This is a genomic window from Dyadobacter sp. OTU695 (assembly GCF_038440355.1).
Taxonomy (GTDB): domain Bacteria; phylum Bacteroidota; class Bacteroidia; order Cytophagales; family Spirosomataceae; genus Dyadobacter.
In genome coordinates this window covers 1-17,822 of record NZ_JASATN010000024.1, presented here as the reverse complement: position 1 = coordinate 17,822, position 17,822 = coordinate 1, and the positions used below count along the sequence as shown (strand labels likewise).

The following is a 17,822-nucleotide window of genomic DNA, read 5'->3' as shown; positions in this document are numbered from 1 at the left end:
GACCAAACCTGACCACGCCTGACCAAACCTGACCATTCCTGACAACAAACAACCACACCAGGTCCTTTCCAACCGGTAAATCATACCCTAACCGCTCTTTTCAATACAATATTACGTGAACTGAACGACCATGGACATCGACCACGACGCTACTCCGCCCGACAAGACCAACGAAGACCGACGCTTTTTTCTGAAACAATCCATGTTCATTGCCGGCCTATCGATGGCGCCTGCAGACCTTTTGCAAGCGGCCCTGTTACCCGAGGACGGACCTGTCGGTAATGCCGTAAAGGTTAAACTCTCGTTGACGATCAACGGCAAACGCAAGCGCATTTCCATTGACCCGCGTATGACGCTGCTGGATTTGCTTCGTGAAAATCTCGGACTGACGGGTACCAAAAAAGGCTGCGATTTCGGGCAATGCGGGGCCTGCACGGTACATGTCGATGGACGGAGAACATTGTCATGCCTGTCACTCGCCGTCATGCAGCACGGCTCGAAGATCACGACCATCGAAGGCTTGTCAAACGGGGAAAACCTGCATCCGTTGCAGGAAGCGTTTATTAAACACGACGGTTTCCAATGTGGTTACTGTACGCCGGGACAGATCATGTCGGGCGTTGCGTGTATACGCGAAGGTTGTGCGGGCTCGGCGGATGAGGTCAGGGAATATATGAGCGGAAATCTGTGCCGCTGCGGGGCCTACCCTAATATTGTAGATGCCATTCTGGAAGTAAAAAAGGAGGGCGCGAAAGTATGAGACCATTTCAATACCTCCGTCCCAAAACAGTTCCGGAAGCTATAAGTATGGCAGCCGACGATCCCGAAGCGCGTTACATTGCCGGCGGGACCAATCTGGTCGATCTCATGAAGCGGGGCATTGTGTCGCCCACAAAACTGATTGATATTAACCATCTTCCATTAAAGAAAATAGAACACCGGTACGATCGCCTCCGCATCGGCGCGTTAGCCTTGAACAGCGACGTGGCACGGCACAAGGGCGTAATGGCACGTCAGCCGCTGCTCGTCCAGGCATTGCTCGCCGGCGCATCAGGTCAGTTGCGTAACATGGCGACGGTAGGAGGGAATCTCTTGCAGCGAACGCGTTGCAGCTATTTTTACGACCTGGCATTGCCTTGTAACAAGCGCAAGCCAGGCTCCGGTTGCGGGGCGGAAGGGGGTGTTAACCGCACCCACGCCATCTTTTTTCCGGTAGACGAAAAGCCTGCGTGCCTGGCCGTCCACCCAAGTGATATGTGCGTGGCGCTCACGGCCCTGGACACGGTGGTGGTTGTAACGGGACCGGGAGGAGAGCGCCGGGTTCAGATGAGGGATTTTCACCTGCTATCGACCCAAAGGCCGGAGCTGGATACCATCCTTGGTCCCGGCGAACTGGTGACGGCTATCGAAGTGCTCGACAATGCATTCGTCAGGCACAGCCATTATCTGAAAGTGCGCGACCGGGCTTCCTATGCCTTTGCATTGGTGTCGGTAGCGGCAGCTTTGCAAATGGATGGCGGCCGGATATGGGATGCGCGGCTGGCATTGGGAGGCGTGGCGCACAAGCCGTGGCGCTACTGGGCTATCGACCTGATGTTGAGAGGTCAGGCGCCGTCGGAAAAGCTTTTCAGGGATGTGGCGGAGCATGAAATGAAGAGTGCAAAGGCCCTGGAAGACAATGCATATAAGATTAGATTGACTTCGAACGCAATGGTGGCTGCATTGAAAACCGCCGCGGGCATTTCCTGACCGACTATGAAAAAACAACTGGATAATGTACCGGATACCTCGCTTAACCGTGTCGATGGGGCCGCAAAAGTGACTGGCGCGGCTACCTATTCCGCCGAATACAAGGTACCTGGCTTGGTGCACGCCGTGCTGGTGACGAGTACCATTGCCAAAGGCAGTATCACAGCCATCGAATCGCAGGAAGCGGAAGCGGCGCCCGGCGTGCTTGCGGTGATCAGTCATCTCAATGCGATTACCGTGCCGGGATGGCCGGAGCGCAAACAATCTGCCGGACGCGCTCCCGTAGGTACAGCATTTCGGGTGTTTTACGATCCGCTCGTCTATTTCGACGGCCAGCCCGTCGCGATGGTGATCGCGGGTACGCACGAGCAGGCAATGCACGCAGCGTCGCTGGTGCGTGTGACGTACAAGCGGGAATCCCACCAAACGCATTTTGAAAAGAATATTCACAAAGCCGGCGTCCCGCTGAATGTGCAGCGCTCCAAAAGCTCGCCGTTTCAGGACTATGAGCGCGGCACGGCGGCAACCCAAGGCAATACCGATGTGAAGATCGAAGCGGAATACACCATTCCAACCCAGCATCACCAGCCGCTGGAACCGCATGCGATCATCGCGGTATGGGAAGCCGGCGATAAGCTGACGGTTTACGATAAAAACCAGGGCGTCAAATCCGTACAAGGGCAACTGGCGCAGGCATTTAAACTGCCAAGGGAAAATGTGCAGGTCGTATCCAAATACATTGGCGGCGCATTCGGGTCAGGTATTCGCGTCTGGCCACATACAATGGCGGCGGTAATGGCGGCCAGCCAGTTGAAGCGGCCCGTGAAGCTCGTACTGGGGAGGGAGCAGATGTTCACTTCTGTTGGTTACAGGCCTTACACGGTTCAGAAAATCAGCATGGGTGCTACCAAAGACGGCCGGCTGACGGGTATCGTACATGAAGGCACGGGGCAGACATCGATGTACGAGGAGCACCTGGAACGCACCGTGCTGGCCTCACGCGCCCTATATGCGTGCCCGCACGTAACCACGCGCTACCGCCTGCTTTCGCTCGATGTGAACACGCCCACCTGGATGCGCGGACCAGGCGATGCCACCGGGGTGTTTGCATTGGAGTCGGCTGTGGACGAGCTGGCATTTGCCTTAAAAATGGACCCGCTGGAATTTCGGTTGAAAAACTATGCAGAATCCGACCCCGAGAGGAATTTACCATGGTCGGCGAAGTCGCTGCGGGAATGCTATGAGCTGGGGGCGGAAAAATTTCGGTGGCAAAACAGGATGCTGGAACCGCGATCGGTGACGCAGAATGGCTGGCTGATGGGTTATGGTATGGCGTCGAGCCTGTATGGCTTCCACCGGCACCCTTCAAAAGCCCGGGCGGTCATGCAGGCAGATGGCTCCGTGATTGTTCAAAGTGCTACCATGGACATCGGCCCGGGTACCGGAACGGCCATGACCCGCATTGCTGCCAAAGTGTTAGGGGTGAATGCCAAAAAGGTCCGCTTTGAACTCGGACACTCCTCCTTGCCCGACGCACCCGGCCAGAACGGTTCGTCGACGATCCCGAGCGTGGGTTCGGCGGTGCATGTGGCTTGTGAGGCGTTGAAAAACAAACTGATCGCTTTGGCGCGGGAGATGCCCCGGGGCAGTCGGCCAACAAGTCAGGAGTGGTCAGGTGTAGTCAGGAATGGGGAGGTATTCGGGTCTGCGGACGATAAAGAAGGGGTGAGTTATGCCGATATTTTGAAATACCATCATTTAAATGAACTGGAAGTAACGGAAGAGTCGAAAGCGGGCGCGGAAGGTAATCAGTATTCGATGTATTCTTTTGGCTGCCATTTCGTGGAAGTGCTCGTGAGTCCGCTTACGGGCGAGGTGCGCGTTACGCGGGTGGTTACGTGTGCGGATGTGGGCGCGATCATCAATTACAAAACCGCCCGAAGCCAGTCTATCGGCGGCGTCGTAGGGGGAATCGGAATGGCATTGATGGAGCATTCGGCGATGGACCACCGCTTCGGGCGCTATGTTACCACCGATTTTGCAAACTACCACATTCCTGTGCATGCCGATATTCCACCTATTGAAGTATATTATATCGACAAGCCCGACGAGCATGTCAACCCCATCGGCTCGAAAGGACTTGGGGAAATTGCCATCGTAGGAGTCGCCGCGGCAGTTGCCAACGCGGTTTTCAATGCCACCGGCAAGAGGATAAGGGAGCTCCCGATCACACCCGACAAGTTGGTTTGAGCGAAGAGGATTGAGAGGCCAGGTTTGAATTTGCCAATGACTATTTCGACTACTCCTGACCATTCCTGACTACACCCGACCGTTTCAAACCCGTCACCGCATACGGCATCAACCTTTAACCCACCTGGAGATCAAATTGGCGAGTAGCAGTATTTGAAACGAGGCGAATATAGCAACCGCCATCATAAAGCGCATGCTGAGGTCTTCCCAGGATTGGTATTGTTGGGGCGACATAGGTATCCCTGTATCGACAGGATTGTTGGGAGGATAACCCGTCGCGCTGATGATGTATAAGGCAATACCGATTGTTGAGAGCACATGTGCGGCGGTCAGCTGCGGGAAGCCGGTGCGGTTTCGTGTGAGCCAATACAGGAGGCTGGTAATCAGGATGATTGTGATCAGGATCTCCGCAACGAGGCTGATGCCAAGTATATAGTAAGTGTCGTAAAGCTGTACATCGATCGAGTAACTGCGCCGAAGCCAGGCAACGATAGCGAGGATGGGGCAGGCGAGGAGGAGTACAATATGGGGTTTGGTGTGGATGAAGCTTTTTCGCATTAATCTTTTAGTTTGTCGGGGCGCAAATTAATGGATAAATATTTGCCTGGCTATGCCAAAGGTAACAAATGAGCTGGGCGGCATGGGTGGAAGAGGGTCACCGGGACAAATTTTCGTCAACACGTTTATCTCAGATCCCTTGGACTATTCGATCTTAGTTAATCTCACAAACCAGACCATCATTTTTCATGAAAATCAAACAATTAACGTTCCACACGGCGCTCCTCACGGCACTGGCTTGCGGGTACTCAGCTTCGGCCCAGAAAGGAAAGCCGCTTTTTCCCGAGCAGCCGGGCATGGTTTCGTACACATTCCGGACAAGTCTTTCCAAAGATGCTGCCGCCACGCTGGATACGATCAAGGCATTGAAGATTACGGACATGGAGTTTTCGAGCCTTTTCGGGAAGACAGCCGCGGAGCTCCGCAAGCTGCTGGATGAGCGTGGTATCAAATGCTCTTCGTTCGGTGTGGGCTATGCCGATGCGCTGAATAAGACGCAGGAAGTAGGCAATAATGCTAAAACGCTGGGCGCGAGCTTCGTGCGTGTGGCGTGGGTGCCGCATAAGGCGCCTTTTACCTTAGAAATGGCCGAAAAGACCGTTGCAGATTTTAACAAAATAGGCAAGCAGCTCAAAGAGGAGTTCGGGCTGACATTTTGCTATCACAACCACGGCTACGAGTTCGAAAAACATGGCGACGGTACGCTTATGGATTATATTATCCAAAATACGGACCCGAATTATGTCAGCTTCGAGCTGGATATGTTATGGACTTTCTTTCCCGGACAGGACCCGGCGGCCCTCATTAACAAATATCCCGACCGCTTCAAACTCATGCACATGAAGGATCTGAAAAAAGGGGTAACCGGCAACTTGTCGGGTAATACGCCGGTTGAGAACGATGTTGCATTAGGCACCGGCCAAATCGATATTCCCGCTGTTTTGAAAGCCGCCAGGAAAGCGGGCTTTAAGCATTACTACATCGAGGACGAAAGCCCAAGTTATGCGAAGCAAGTACCGCAGTCGATCGCTTATCTGAAAAGTTTGAAATACTAGTTAAAATATTACTCCTGGCAGCTGCGCCCGCTTTTTCGGGATGCAGCTGCCACGTTTTTTACTATACTGCCCGTTCCGGGGCTACAACGGATAAAACAGTCCGGTAAGGGACCCCATGATCAGGGCCGTCGCTATTACACCGGTTCCAAAAATCAACCATGCTTCTTTTCTGAAACGGGCGCCTGCGTCAGGCGCGGCTGTGTTGCTCGCGAGCTCCATCCTGCGCGCGTAATGTGCACACGCAATGTGCGTAAAAGCGCAAAGTACCGAAAGCGTATAATAGGGGATAAAAAACAGCTTTTCGGGATAATGGACCGCAACCCCCGACGCAAAATAAAAATCTGTCTCGATATGCCACTCGTAACGGGCCAGCAGTACGGCTCTCACATGGTTGATTAGAAATAGCGAAAGGTAAATGCCACTGAGCGCCTGTGCTATTACGTAAAACGGTTGCCTCCTGAACCCATTGGTGAAAACAAGTCGCAGGCCGCTAACGATCTGGATTGTTACGCATAGCAGCAGCAGGATTTCTACCGGCGGAAACCGGTACACCATCCGGAAATATTTCATCACTGTAATGTGCAATGCTGGCCCTCCGAGGGCAAAAAGGTGATTACAAAGATGTAGGACGAGAAACATGGCGATGACGATCCCGGAAATTCTGTGTAATTGTTTCAACTTCATAGATATATTGACTTGATCTTGGTGCTGCTTTGAACTATTTCCGGGTTGCCGGGACCGGGTATTCGGGCGTGTAAGCGGCCCGGCCGTCCTTGATCAGAAACAGTAGCAACACACGCGTCGGGTGATCACGGAGCGGATTGGCGGCTAATGAATGCAGGACGTTTCTTTTCTCGAAAAACATCTGACCGGTTTTGTACAAAACCGGAGCTGCGTGGTCCAGGCCAATCTGCACCTCCCCTTCAAGCACGTAACCGAAAAGGTCGCAGTCGTGCCGGTGGCTTACGGTATCCGTTGCCCCGGGAGCGATCGTCATCACCGACGATTCGAGTTTATAGCCTTTCAGATCGACGTCGGTGAGCCATTCGCTGCGAACGGCCTGAAACTGAAAAGGATCGGCGGGTGCATTGGTTTTGGAATGCTCATGTTGCGCCACCGAAGGGATTGAAGTGAGCGTTAGCAGCAGGAAAATAAAAGTTCGCATTGTTCGTCCGGGTTTGGTGATGAGGCAAATATAGATGCACCTTTCACGTACCGGATAGTCCAATAGCTATTTAGTTGCTAGTCCGGGTTCGGGCCATTCCAAATGATGTTCAGATTGTCCAGCTAAACCGGCAGATTGTGTAAGCATAACTGTCGCCGGGTGGCTACTTTTGCGGAGTTATTTAGAATAAGTCTACTTATCAATAAAACCGGATGGCTGGTACCCATCCGGTTTGCTGCGCCGGAGCGCATCACTTATAAACGCTTGAACATTTAAAGTAATGCAAATTAGCAAAATTCTGCATACAGGGCTCCTTTGTGCCTTGTCGTTCGCTGCCGTTGCCCAGCACGCGGATGTTACCCTCACCGGGCACGTAAGGTCGGAGGACGGCGAGACGCTCCCCGGCGCTTCCGTGAGCCTGAAAGGGACTTCGCATGGTACCTTCACAGGCGCCGACGGAAAATACATGCTTGAACACATCCGCCCGGGTTCCTATAAGCTGCTGGTGTCGTTTATGGGGTATCAAACGGAAACCAAAGACATTACCGTCAAAGCTGGGGAGCATTTCAAACACAATGCGAGACTGGTGTCCGAAACCCGTGAGCTTGAATCCGTTTCGGTGATCGGACGCACGGAAACGAAGGAAATTAACCGGCAGGCCTATAATGTAACGGCTATCGACGCCAAAAAGCTGCAAAACTCCACGCTCGATCTTTCCCATGCGCTCGACCGGGTGTCGGGAGTGCGTGTACGGGAGAGCGGTGGCGTGGGCTCGAACATGAACTTTTCGCTCAACGGTTTCACAGGCCGGCAAGTGAAGTTTTTCCTCGATGGCGTACCGATGGATAATTTCGGTTCCTCCTTTCAGCTCAATAATATCCCGATCAACCTCGCCGAGCGCGTGGAGGTTTACAAAGGCGTGGTGCCGATCTGGCTCGGGTCCGATGCCTTGGGCGGCGCGGTGAATATCGTGACGAACACCCGCCAGAACAGCTACCTGGATGCTTCCTATTCCTACGGCTCGTTCAATACGCACCGCACGACGATCAATGTAGGCTACACGGGCAAAAATGGCTTTACGGCCCAGCTGAATGCATTTCAGAATTATTCCGATAACAATTACTGGATCACTGTCGACGTGGCGGATGTAAATACGGGCGAGTATTTTCGCAATCAACGGCTGCGCCGGTTTCACGATACTTACCATAATGAAACCGTTATCGCGAATGTAGGCGTGGTGGGCAAGAAGTTTGCCGACAAGCTTCTGTTAGGGGTTACTTTGGGTAAAAATAAAGCGGAGATCCAGACCGGCGCACGGATGGTGAGCGTATTTGGGCAATGGCATCGAAAGGGCAACATTGTGATGCCGAGTTTGAAATACCAGAAGAAGGATCTGTTTGTCAAAGGACTGAATGTCAACATCTCGGCTAACTATAACCTGGGCCAGGAGCAGAATGTGGATACGGTGTACCGCCGGTACAACTGGTTTCAGCAGTTCAAACAATATGAAGGGAAGGGTAGCGAGCGGGAGCGGTCGCTGTACAAGTTCCGGAACAACAATGGCCTGGCGACTGCCAACGTGACTTACCAGATCGACCCGCGCCATTCGATAACTGTTAATAATATATTTAATACTTTCAACCGGAAGGGTGAAGACGAACTTTTCCCTGAATCGGCCAAATACGAGCAACCGCGCATTAACCGCAAGAATGTGCTGGGATTGGGTTACAAATTCGATTACAACGAGCGTTGGAATACTTCCTTGTTTGTCAAACATTTTTCTCAAAACAACAAATTCTCAGTCTCCTATAATCCGACCGGCAACTGGGGCGACGAAGCATTTTTAGTCCAGAAAAACAGTTTTGAAAAGCTAGGCTATGGCATCGCTTCTACCTATTTTATATTCAGTAATTTTCAGTTAAAAGGTTCATTTGAAAAGAGTTACCGTTTGCCTGAAACAGACGAGCTCTTCGGGGACCTGCTCAATCTCGAAGGCAATATCGAACTCGACCCCGAGACGAGCTGCAACTATAACCTCGGTTTCAGCTACAATGGTGCGATCAACCGTGTGCACCAGTTCAGCGTGGATGCAAATGTGCTTTACCGCGACGCACAGGGCTTTATCCGCCCCCGCCTGAATGCCAACCAGACCAAGCAGGTCATGGATAACCTGGCCGATGTGACCAATTTCGGCATCGACGGGGAAGTGCGTTACTCCTTCCGCCAGCTACTAACCGTCGGCGTGAACCTCACTTACCAGAACCTGCGCAACAACACGCGTTTCGAAGAAGGCTACACCACCGAGAGTCCGCTCTACCGCGACCGCATTCCTAATATGCCTTTCCTCTTCGGTAATGCCGATGCTGCCTTGTTTTTCAAGGATTTAGGTAAAAAGGGCAACACGCTTACACTGGGTTACAACCTGCTTTATGTACATGCCTACTACCTCTACTGGCCTAGCCTGGGCAGCGATAAGCTGGACATTCCGGAGCAGATCAGCCACGATGTGAACCTGGTTTACGCCATGGCCGACGGCCGGTACAATGTTTCATTAGAATGCAAAAACCTGCTCGACGCCAAGCTGTTCGATAATTTCAGTTTACAAAAGCCTAGTCGGGGATTTTATGTCAAACTACGCTATTTCATCAGTAAATAATCTCTAACAATTCAATTATCCAATCAAAATAAGAAAATGAAAAAGTCATATTTGAAATGGTTTTTCGCAGTGGGTATGGGCGTGGCTTTGGGCGCGTGCAGCAGTGATGACGATACAACCAACCCAACACCGGAACCAGGAGCGGGCGCGCGCTACGTGGTGGCCTCCGCACCGATCGGCTCGCAGGGTGTGGCCGATTACCTCCTCACTACCGGTGACCTTTCGCAAGGGACGATCAGCACGGTCGGGCAGGGGATCGAGCAGGACGGTTCCTACCGCTATTATCTGACGCATAAGGGCAAGTTTTTCAGCTTGTTATACGGTCAGGGCAACCCGGGGGCTGTAACAACTTATGCATTGGACGAAAAAGGCGGGCTTGTGAAAACCTCTGATTTTCAGAGTGAAACCGTTCAGGTTTTCGCACCGGCAGGCGACGATATCTTGACGATCAAAGTCCCGAGAAGCGGTAACGAAAGCGCGTCGTGGTTCCGCATTAATGCCGATCAATCCAAAATTGTAGGCGAGGGGCAGGTAAATATCGTGAAACTAGCAGGCAACGGCGAGCGTGCGCACTTTACATGGGCTACGCAGGTGGGCGACAAGGTTTTTGCTCCTTATATGAGCATCAAAGGCGCCGCACCGGACGTGTTCGGAACGGCTTATCCCGACAGCAGCTGGATCACCGTATTCTCTTACCCGTCCATGACACTCGATAAGGTGATCAGGGACAACCGTACCAGTTTTATTGGTTCGTACTTCAATAATGGCCTTTCTGTGGATGAAAATGGCGACGTGTACGCTTTCTCGCCTGCGTCGGCCACCAACAGCGGCGTGGCTACCACCACCAAACCTTCTGCATTCGTGCGCATTAAAAAAGGAACGACCGAGTTCGACCAGAGCTATTTCTTTAATGTACAGGAAAAATCGGGCGGTTATAAAATCGCTAACCAGACGTACCTCGGCAGCGGCAAGTTCCTGCTTTACATGTACGGAGACCTGGGTAAGGCGTCTGGCAACAAGAAACTCGCTATTGCCGATGCTTATAATCAGACATTTACATGGGTAACCGGCGTTCCCGATGTGATCGCGTCGTCCTCGGCCTCTTATAACAACAACACCGTCAGCGACGACAAAAAGAGTGTTTTCGTAGGGATCAATACCGAGGCCGGCAGCTGGGTGTACACGGTGGACATCGCCACCGCGATAGCCAAGCAAGGCCTGAAAGTCGAAGGCGGGGCTATTACCGCCATTGTCAAGGTCAAATAGTTTGGGTTTTAGAAGTACTACAAACCCCGCCGGCCATTGGAAACGGCGGGGATTTGTGTTGAAAAACCGATATTTGCCGCAAAGAACGCGGAGCAAGCAGCAGGAAAGTGATATGGATTACCCAGGTAGCAGAGTCAAAGAAGAGCAGCATTACGAGCAACAACGCAGCGAATTCCCGCTGCACGACATGGGCGACGCCTTTTTTGAAATGGCAACGATCGAGGGCGGCGACGAGCACTTCTTCAACGGCATCCACCGCCACGACTTTTATGAGGTGCTGTGGTTCACCGACGTGAAGCCGCAGCAGGCTCATTACATTGATTTCAACCGATATACGATCTCACCCAACCAGGTATTTCTCTTGCTCCCCGACCAGGTCCACAGCATGGACCGGCGCGAAAAGAGCGGTTTCCTGATGGCTATTTCCAGGGACTTTTTTGAAAGGCTTATTGGCAATGATATATTCAAACTGTTTCAATACTCGACCAATTTCAAAGTTACAATTCCCGAATGCCGCTTGTCCGTACTAAACACGCTTTTGACCCTCATCCGAGCTGAATATGATGAGGCAAAACGTCCGGCTATCCTGGAATCCTACCTCCGGAGCTGGTTTCTGCATTGTATCGATCTGCAAAAGGACTCCGGCGACCCCATCCCGCGCGATCCGCGCCTTCAGATGCTGCTGGAATCGATCGAAAACAACTACCGCCGCCAGCGGAAAGCCGATTTTTACGCCAACGAGCTATCCCTGAGTGCGAAGCGCCTCAACGAGCTCACCCGCGAATCCTTCGGGAAAACCATTAGCCAGATGATCAACGAGCGGCTCATTCTCGAAGCTAAGCGAGAAATCGGCTATGTTCGGAAGCCCATTAAGGAGATCAGCTACGAGTTGGGTTTCACGGAACCGTCCTATTTCACACGGTTTTTTGGAAAGCAGACAGGATACGCCCCGGAAGATTTCCGGAGGAAGATCGCGGCGATTTATGATAGTGAGTGACAGAAGAATTGCAGCTACACGAGCCGCAACCCAAAATCAAACCTCTGATCCACAACTCTTCTCAAAATCCCGATCTGTCCGCAGTGGTACATTGTGTGCTTTGCATTCCAGTCGATGGCTTCGAATTTGTTGGTGGCGACGGGGTGGCGGACCGGGGTGGGTTCCAGTGGCGTTTCCAGCTCTTCCGATGTGAGGGTGCCAAGAATTTCCAGTGATTTTTGTTGCATTACTTTCAGGTCGGAGAGCAGTTTTTCGGGGGAGAACCTGCCGGAGGATTGCTCGGCCCTGGCGACGGTGAAATAGTCGTTGTACTCTTTGATGGGCAGCTGGCGGAGGATATCCATCTGATGGCCGCGGATGACCATGATGGTGTTGAAATAATGGCTTACGATCAAGTGCCCGACCTGCCAGCTGATGCTGGATTCAATGGTTTCCGGGATGATTTCCCACTTTTGAAACGGAACGTTTTCGATGAGTTTGTTGGTCCAGTCGTAGGAGCTTGCATTCTGTTGAATAAGAAGTTCGGTGGTGGTCATACTTAAAGTTGGCGTGAAAGATGTAGTGTAACAATGTATTGCATTTCTTGTCAGTGTGTTCTTTCAGATGGACAATTATTATGATTTATATCATTAAATTGTAAACACCATCCGCTTTTCCGGGTAGCTTTGCCTGACATTATTAAACGTTTACCACTTGCCGCCCGTGAGCCATCCATACACCAACTATTCCGAACAGGCCTTGTTGACGCTTGTGTGCGAGCAGGACGAGGAATTGGCGTTCAGGGAGTTGTATCGCAGGCATGTGCGGTTGCTCGTGCATACGGCCATCCGGAAGACCGGAGTGAAGGCGATCGCGGAGGACCTTGTGCAGGAAACTTTCGTAAAGTTCTGGCTCGGACGCCATAAGTTTGACATACAAAAAAATATTCAGGCTTATCTCAACGGCACACTCCGCCATTGTATCATCAACTACTACCACGAGGAGCAACGTAAACAGGTTTTTACGCTTGAAGAAGGTGATTTTCTGCCGGACAATATAACAGCCGAAAACCTCGATTTCAATACACTCAATGAATTCTACGAGCAATCGCTGCTCAAACTCCCCGAGAAATGCCGCGAAGTATTCTCGCTCAGTCGCAAGGGTTACAGCCTCAAAGAGATAGCCGCGCAGCTGGAAATTTCCGAGAAAACGGTGGAGGCACATATCAGCAAAGCGCTGAAAATCCTGCGCGTGGAGATGAAAGATTATATCGCATTGGCGCTCCTGACGCTAGCTCTCATTTGACACATCCAATTTTTTGAAAAAAAATTACTATTGGAGTAAGGGTTCCACCTGCTTTTCCGGGACTGTACTGTTAGTTGATTAATAAGTGTAAAAATTACACCTAATGAGAAAGCCCCCGTTATCTCCTGAAACCTTGAGAAAGTATCTGGCCAACGATTGCACGGATGAAGAGCGTCGTCTGGTGAACGAATGGTACCAGCACCTGGACCTGCCAGCCGACGAGCCGATCACCGATGCTGATGAGGACCGGTTGTATAGCCGCATTAAATCGCATCTCTCCGAGTTGCGCCGCACTGATGAGCCTGCCGCTCCGACAGTGAGCCTGTGGAATTACCTGGGCCGCATTGCTGCGGTGCTCCTGATAGGCCTCGGTTTACTGTATTTTCTTTACGAAAGGCCGAAAAACGTCGCAAAGGTCGCCAGGCCAGATGGGGATTGGGTGACATTTACGAACAAAAAACCCAGGATCGTTCCGCATTTGTTGCCCGACAGCACGGTTATCTGGCTGCATCCCGGTGCTGAGGTTTCTCATGCCCATCCATTTACAAACCGGCATGTGACATTCTCGGGCGAAGGCTTTTTCGATGTAAAACCCGATCCTTCGCGGCCTTTCGTAATCCATACCGGCGATCTGGAGACAAAGGTACTGGGTACCAGTTTCAATGTGCGGGCTATTCCGGGTGAGGGGACATTCAAAGTGTCCGTAGCGACCGGGCGCGTGGAAGTAAGCGGTGTGAAAAAGAAAGAGCATGTCGTATTGAAACCGGAGCAGGAGGTAGTTTTTGAACCGGGAAATAAACGCCTGGAAGTTCTGGCGGTGCAGGAAAAGACTTCGGATAAGGAGCTTTGGCAGTCGGCATCGCTGGTTTTCAACGATACGCCCATGACCGAGGTGGCAGAGCGCCTGATGCAGACATTTCATGTAAAGATCGGTTTCGCGGACGACGGCCTGGCGGATTGCCGACTGAAAGTAGATTTCACCGACCAGCGCCTGCCCGAAATCCTGGAAATGATCGACACGCTGCTTGGTAGTACTTACCGGCTCGACGGTGACAGCATTACGCTGAAAGGGCAGGGCTGCCGGTAACACCAGCCATCTAAAACAACGCTGCTTGAATAACTAACCCAAATTTCAATCCCCTACAAAATCATGAAAACTTAACGATCCCAACCAGCAACTTTTAGCCATAAAAAAATCAGGAGTGGTTACGACACCCCTGATAACGACCGGCTAAAATATCCCGGAACGTGCGGTTCACAGGCTCGCCCGAAGGCAGGCTTGGCAGGATAACTATTGTCTGAATTTTAACCCAGTCAAATGTAAAATTATGAAAAAACCTTTTCATCCATGGCATAGATTGCTACTCGATATCATGCGCCTGACTTTTTATCAGTTACTGTTGATCAGCCTGTTCTCGGTGGTTGCCGTGGCTAGCCATTCGCCGGCCCAGGAGCTGCTAAACCGCGACGTGACGCTGGACCTTAGGAATGTCACGCTCAATGAGGCCCTTACCCATCTCGAACAGAGTACCAAGGTAAAATTTGCGTATAGCAGTGGTTTAGTCAACCTCCAAAAAACCGTGAGTATCGATGCCCGTCAGGAAAAACTTTTCGCGGTACTCGACCGACTGCTGCTGCCGCTGGAAATCAGCTACCGTGTCAGGAATAACCAGATACTCCTTTCCCGCGCGTCGAAAAAGACGAGTGAAATTCCGGCTGCCGTGTTATCCGCTGAAAATCTGGCCTCGATAGCCGACAGGACGGTGAAAGGCACCGTTACCTCGCCTGAAACCAATGAGCCGCTGCCCGGTGTGAGCATTATCCTGAAAGGTACCCAGCGCGGTACAACCACGGATGTTTCCGGCAAATTCCAACTGGATGTACCGGACGAGAACGCGACGCTGATCTTTTCGTTTGTGGGTTACCTGTCGCAGGAAGTAATCGTCGGCAACCGTACCGACCTCGCCATTGCATTGCAGCTCGATACCAAGGCGTTGGACGAGATCGTGGTAGTGGGTTATGGTACGCAAAAGAAATCGACATTAACCGGTTCCATTGCCGCCGTGAAAGGGAGCGAGATTGCAGAAAACCCGGTTCCCAACATTTCCAACTCTATTGCCGGACGTGTGGCCGGGGTGAGCATGCGCCCGAATGGCGGACAGCCCGGTTCCGATTCTCCCGAAATACATATCCGGGGCATTGGTACTACGGGAAATAACAAGCCGTTGGTGGTAGTGGACGGGGTGATCCGCGACAATATCAATCAGATCGATCCCGGTTCGATTGAAACAGTCACCGTGTTGAAAGATGCTGCGGCGGTTGCGCCATACGGATTGGGCGGTGCAAACGGGGTATTGCTGATTACCACTAAAAAAGGGGCTACCGGCGCACCTACCTTGTCGTTCAGCACCTATTACGGCACGCAGACTCCGACCTATTATCCCAAAATGCTGAGCGCACAGGATTATATGCGGCTTAAAAACGAGGCGTATCTGAATGAAAATCCAACCGGAACGCAGTTGCCATTCGCCACGGACCTGGTCGAAAACTATGTGAACCTGAACCGCGAGGACCCGGACAAATACCCGATCAGCAACACGAAGGACCTCGTAAATATGAACGCGCCGATGCAGAATTATACCTTGCAGCTAAGCGGTGGTTCGGACCGGATCAAGTACCAGACGGGTCTTGGTTTTCTGAAACAAAACGGGATGTTCGATCCCGTGAAATACATGCGGTACAGCTACAATATGAACCTGACGGCCGAGGCGACCAAAACGACGACGGTGTCGCTTTCATTGATCGGTTCGGTGGAACGCATATCGTCGGTGGATACCGCGGTTTCAGCCGGGAATTTGTTCCGTAACGGCTTCAAATATGTGCCGATACGCTCGCTGTATTATAGTAATGGTTTGTGGGGCGAATTTGCAGGCAACTCGCCGGTAGGGATTTTGAATGCAGGCTATACCAAAAATTCAAACAATACACTACTGACGACCATTGCTATTGAACAGCAGCTTCCGTTCGTCAAGGGATTGAGTATCAAAGGTACATTCAGCTACGACCCGAGCCAGCGTACCAAGAAGGGGTATCACAAGCCATTCTATTATTACACCCAGGACCTGACCACTACGCCTTACACCTACAAGCGCGAAATTTCTACCGCGGAAGGTGGGGCGGCGGCATTCTCCTGGCTGGCGCAACAGTTTATCAAGACACAGACATTCACCTATCAGGGTTATCTTAATTACCACAACACATTTGGTAAGCACGATTTCACGGGTTTGCTGGTGGCCGAGGCGCGCAATAATACTTACGAGCTGTTTTCTGCCCGCCGCAACAACTTCGCCGTGGACGTGGATGAGCTCAATATGGGTAGCTCCAACAAAAACGATTTCGATAATGGCGGTACGTCTTCTACCGGTAGCCAGATCGGCTACGTGTACCGCGCGGGCTATGCGTATGCGGGCAAGTACCTGCTCGAAGCGTCGGGACGTTACGACGGCCACTACTATTTTGCGCCGGGCAAACGCTGGGGTTATTTCCCGGCATTCTCGGCTGGTTGGGTGATTTCGGAGGAGAATTTTCTTAAAAATAGCTTCAACTGGATCGACAACCTGAAAGTCCGTGGATCGTGGGGCAAGTCGGGGAACCTGGCAGGTACGGCGTTTCAATACCTGACCGGCTACAACCTCAATGGCAATGCCTACGCATTCGGCCCGGGCTCGATGGTCCAAGGGGCGGTAGTGCCGAACGAGGCGAACAAGAATATCACCTGGGAGATCTCTACCAAAACCGATATCGGTCTGGAAGCATCGTTATGGCGTGGTTTGCTGACGATCGAGGCCGATTATTTCCACGAAAAACGCACCGGAATGCTCTTGCCGCCAGCAGTGAGTGTGCCGGTAGAATACGGGCTGGCATTGGCCGATGAAAACGGTGGGATCATGGAAAACAACGGGATTGAACTGAGCCTCGGTACGAATTACCGCTTTCAGAACGACCTCAGGCTGGGCATCAATGGGAATGTGAGTTATGCCAAAAACAAAATGATCAAGGTCTTCGAAACGGCCGCAACGCGAAACAATCCGAACCGCAGCCGCACAGGCCGGGCACTGGGAACGCAATTTGGCTATAAAACCGATGGCCTTTTTACGACCGACGATGACAAAAACGACGACGGCCTGATCAACACGGCGGACGGCTATAATGTAACCCAGTTTGGTGCATTACGCCCGGGCGATATCCGGTACGTGGACGTGAGCGGCCCGCAGGGCGTGCCGGATGGCAAGATCGATTCGAACGATGAAGTAGTGATAGGCAAGCCCGTTTACCCACTGCTCACCTATGGTTTGAATGCCACTGCCGACTGGAAAGGCTTCGACCTGAACCTGTTCTTCCAGGGCTCGTCGCTGGCTAGCCTGGATATCCGCCAGTTCCAGACTATTCCGTTCAATAATAACAACAGTAATTCGAGCTACGAATATTACGACAACCGCTGGACGCCGCAGACGCAGGACGCGCGCTATCCGCGCGCTACCCAGGCGCCTTACGCGAACAATACCCAGCTTTCGGATTTCTGGATGACGAGCACGGCCCACTTGCGCCTCAAAAACGCTATCATCGGCTACACGCTGCCGAAAAGCCTCACACGCTCCATCAGCATTCAAAACGTGCGCGTGTATGCGTCCGGTCAAAACCTGCTTACTTTCAGCAAGTTGAAATTCATGGACCCGGAAGTAGGCTACACCGACCGTGAAACCGCTTATCCGAACCAGAAAGTGTATGTGTTTGGGCTTAATGTGACATTCTGATTCAGAATTGACGATTAGAAAATTAAAA

The 17,822-nt window shown here is 51.9% G+C and carries 14 protein-coding genes; 10 read left to right on the top strand and 4 right to left on the bottom strand.

The features are described from left to right. Nucleotides 1–130 precede the first annotated feature (130 nt). Genes AAHB90_RS28265 through AAHB90_RS28255 form a run of 3 tightly spaced genes read left to right on the top strand, consistent with a single transcriptional unit; the run spans nucleotide 131 to nucleotide 3,999 of the window. On the top strand, nucleotides 131–760 hold the full coding sequence (locus tag AAHB90_RS28265) for a (2Fe-2S)-binding protein (RefSeq protein ID WP_342088628.1): 630 nt from the start codon (nucleotides 131–133) through the stop codon (nucleotides 758–760). Further along, entirely contained in the window at nucleotides 757–1,749 is a 993-nt protein-coding gene (locus AAHB90_RS28260; RefSeq protein ID WP_342088627.1) for an FAD binding domain-containing protein, read from the top strand. The genes AAHB90_RS28265 and AAHB90_RS28260 overlap by 4 nt, the downstream gene beginning before the upstream one ends. Nucleotides 1,750–1,755: 6 nt before the next feature. Beyond that, the gene (locus AAHB90_RS28255) at nucleotides 1,756–3,999 is read left to right on the top strand and encodes a xanthine dehydrogenase family protein molybdopterin-binding subunit (RefSeq protein ID WP_342088625.1); all 2,244 of its coding nucleotides are present in this window, start codon (nucleotides 1,756–1,758) and stop codon (nucleotides 3,997–3,999) included. 108 nt (nucleotides 4,000–4,107) lie between these two features. Here the strand turns inward: AAHB90_RS28255 and AAHB90_RS28250 are convergent, their stop codons facing one another. Then, nucleotides 4,108–4,557: a hypothetical protein gene (locus AAHB90_RS28250; protein WP_342088624.1), complete on the bottom strand. Its 450-nt coding sequence runs from the start codon at nucleotides 4,555–4,557 to the stop codon at nucleotides 4,108–4,110. A 188-nt stretch (nucleotides 4,558–4,745) separates the two neighbouring features. Between AAHB90_RS28250 and AAHB90_RS28245 the strand changes: the two genes are divergently transcribed. Then, on the top strand, nucleotides 4,746–5,612 hold the full coding sequence (locus tag AAHB90_RS28245) for a sugar phosphate isomerase/epimerase family protein (protein ID WP_342088623.1): 867 nt from the start codon (nucleotides 4,746–4,748) through the stop codon (nucleotides 5,610–5,612). An 81-nt stretch (nucleotides 5,613–5,693) separates the two neighbouring features. Here AAHB90_RS28245 and AAHB90_RS28240 read toward each other — a convergent pair whose 3' ends face one another. Further along, the gene (locus AAHB90_RS28240; RefSeq protein ID WP_342088622.1) at nucleotides 5,694–6,296 is read right to left on the bottom strand and encodes a hypothetical protein; all 603 of its coding nucleotides are present in this window, start codon (nucleotides 6,294–6,296) and stop codon (nucleotides 5,694–5,696) included. A gap of 34 nt (nucleotides 6,297–6,330) precedes the next feature. Next, complete coding sequence (locus AAHB90_RS28235; RefSeq protein WP_342088621.1) at nucleotides 6,331–6,777, bottom strand: cupin domain-containing protein; 447 nt, start codon at nucleotides 6,775–6,777, stop codon at nucleotides 6,331–6,333. Nucleotides 6,778–7,057: 280 nt separating this feature from the next. Here AAHB90_RS28235 and AAHB90_RS28230 point away from each other — a divergent pair, with 280 nt between their 5' ends. The 3 genes from AAHB90_RS28230 (at nucleotide 7,058) to AAHB90_RS28220 (ending at nucleotide 11,696) form a co-directional block, all read left to right on the top strand. Then, nucleotides 7,058–9,433, top strand: coding sequence for a TonB-dependent receptor (locus AAHB90_RS28230; protein ID WP_342088620.1), 2,376 nt, complete (start codon nucleotides 7,058–7,060; stop codon nucleotides 9,431–9,433). Nucleotides 9,434–9,469: 36 nt separating this feature from the next. Next, nucleotides 9,470–10,699, top strand: a complete 1,230-nt coding sequence (locus AAHB90_RS28225; protein WP_342088619.1) for a DUF4374 domain-containing protein — start codon at nucleotides 9,470–9,472, stop codon at nucleotides 10,697–10,699. Nucleotides 10,700–10,772: 73 nt separating this feature from the next. Continuing rightward, nucleotides 10,773–11,696 carry a helix-turn-helix domain-containing protein gene (locus AAHB90_RS28220; RefSeq protein ID WP_342088618.1) on the top strand — a complete coding sequence of 308 codons (924 nt, stop codon included), beginning with the start codon at nucleotides 10,773–10,775 and terminating at the stop codon, nucleotides 11,694–11,696. Nucleotides 11,697–11,710: 14 nt separating this feature from the next. Here AAHB90_RS28220 and AAHB90_RS28215 read toward each other — a convergent pair whose 3' ends face one another. Then, entirely contained in the window at nucleotides 11,711–12,232 is a 522-nt protein-coding gene (locus AAHB90_RS28215) for a DinB family protein (protein WP_342088617.1), read from the bottom strand. Between the two features lie 166 nt (nucleotides 12,233–12,398). Here AAHB90_RS28215 and AAHB90_RS28210 point away from each other — a divergent pair, with 166 nt between their 5' ends. The 3 genes from AAHB90_RS28210 to AAHB90_RS28200 all read left to right on the top strand — a co-directional run bounded on the left by AAHB90_RS28210 (nucleotide 12,399) and on the right by AAHB90_RS28200 (nucleotide 17,794). Then, entirely contained in the window at nucleotides 12,399–12,980 is a 582-nt protein-coding gene (locus AAHB90_RS28210; protein ID WP_342088616.1) for an RNA polymerase sigma factor, read from the top strand. A 133-nt stretch (nucleotides 12,981–13,113) separates the two neighbouring features. Further along, nucleotides 13,114–14,067 (top strand): FecR family protein, encoded by a 954-nt coding sequence (locus AAHB90_RS28205; protein WP_342088614.1) that lies wholly within the window; start codon nucleotides 13,114–13,116, stop codon nucleotides 14,065–14,067. Nucleotides 14,068–14,308: 241 nt separating this feature from the next. After that, entirely contained in the window at nucleotides 14,309–17,794 is a 3,486-nt protein-coding gene (locus AAHB90_RS28200; protein WP_342088613.1) for a TonB-dependent receptor, read from the top strand. Nucleotides 17,795–17,822: the final 28 nt, after the last annotated feature.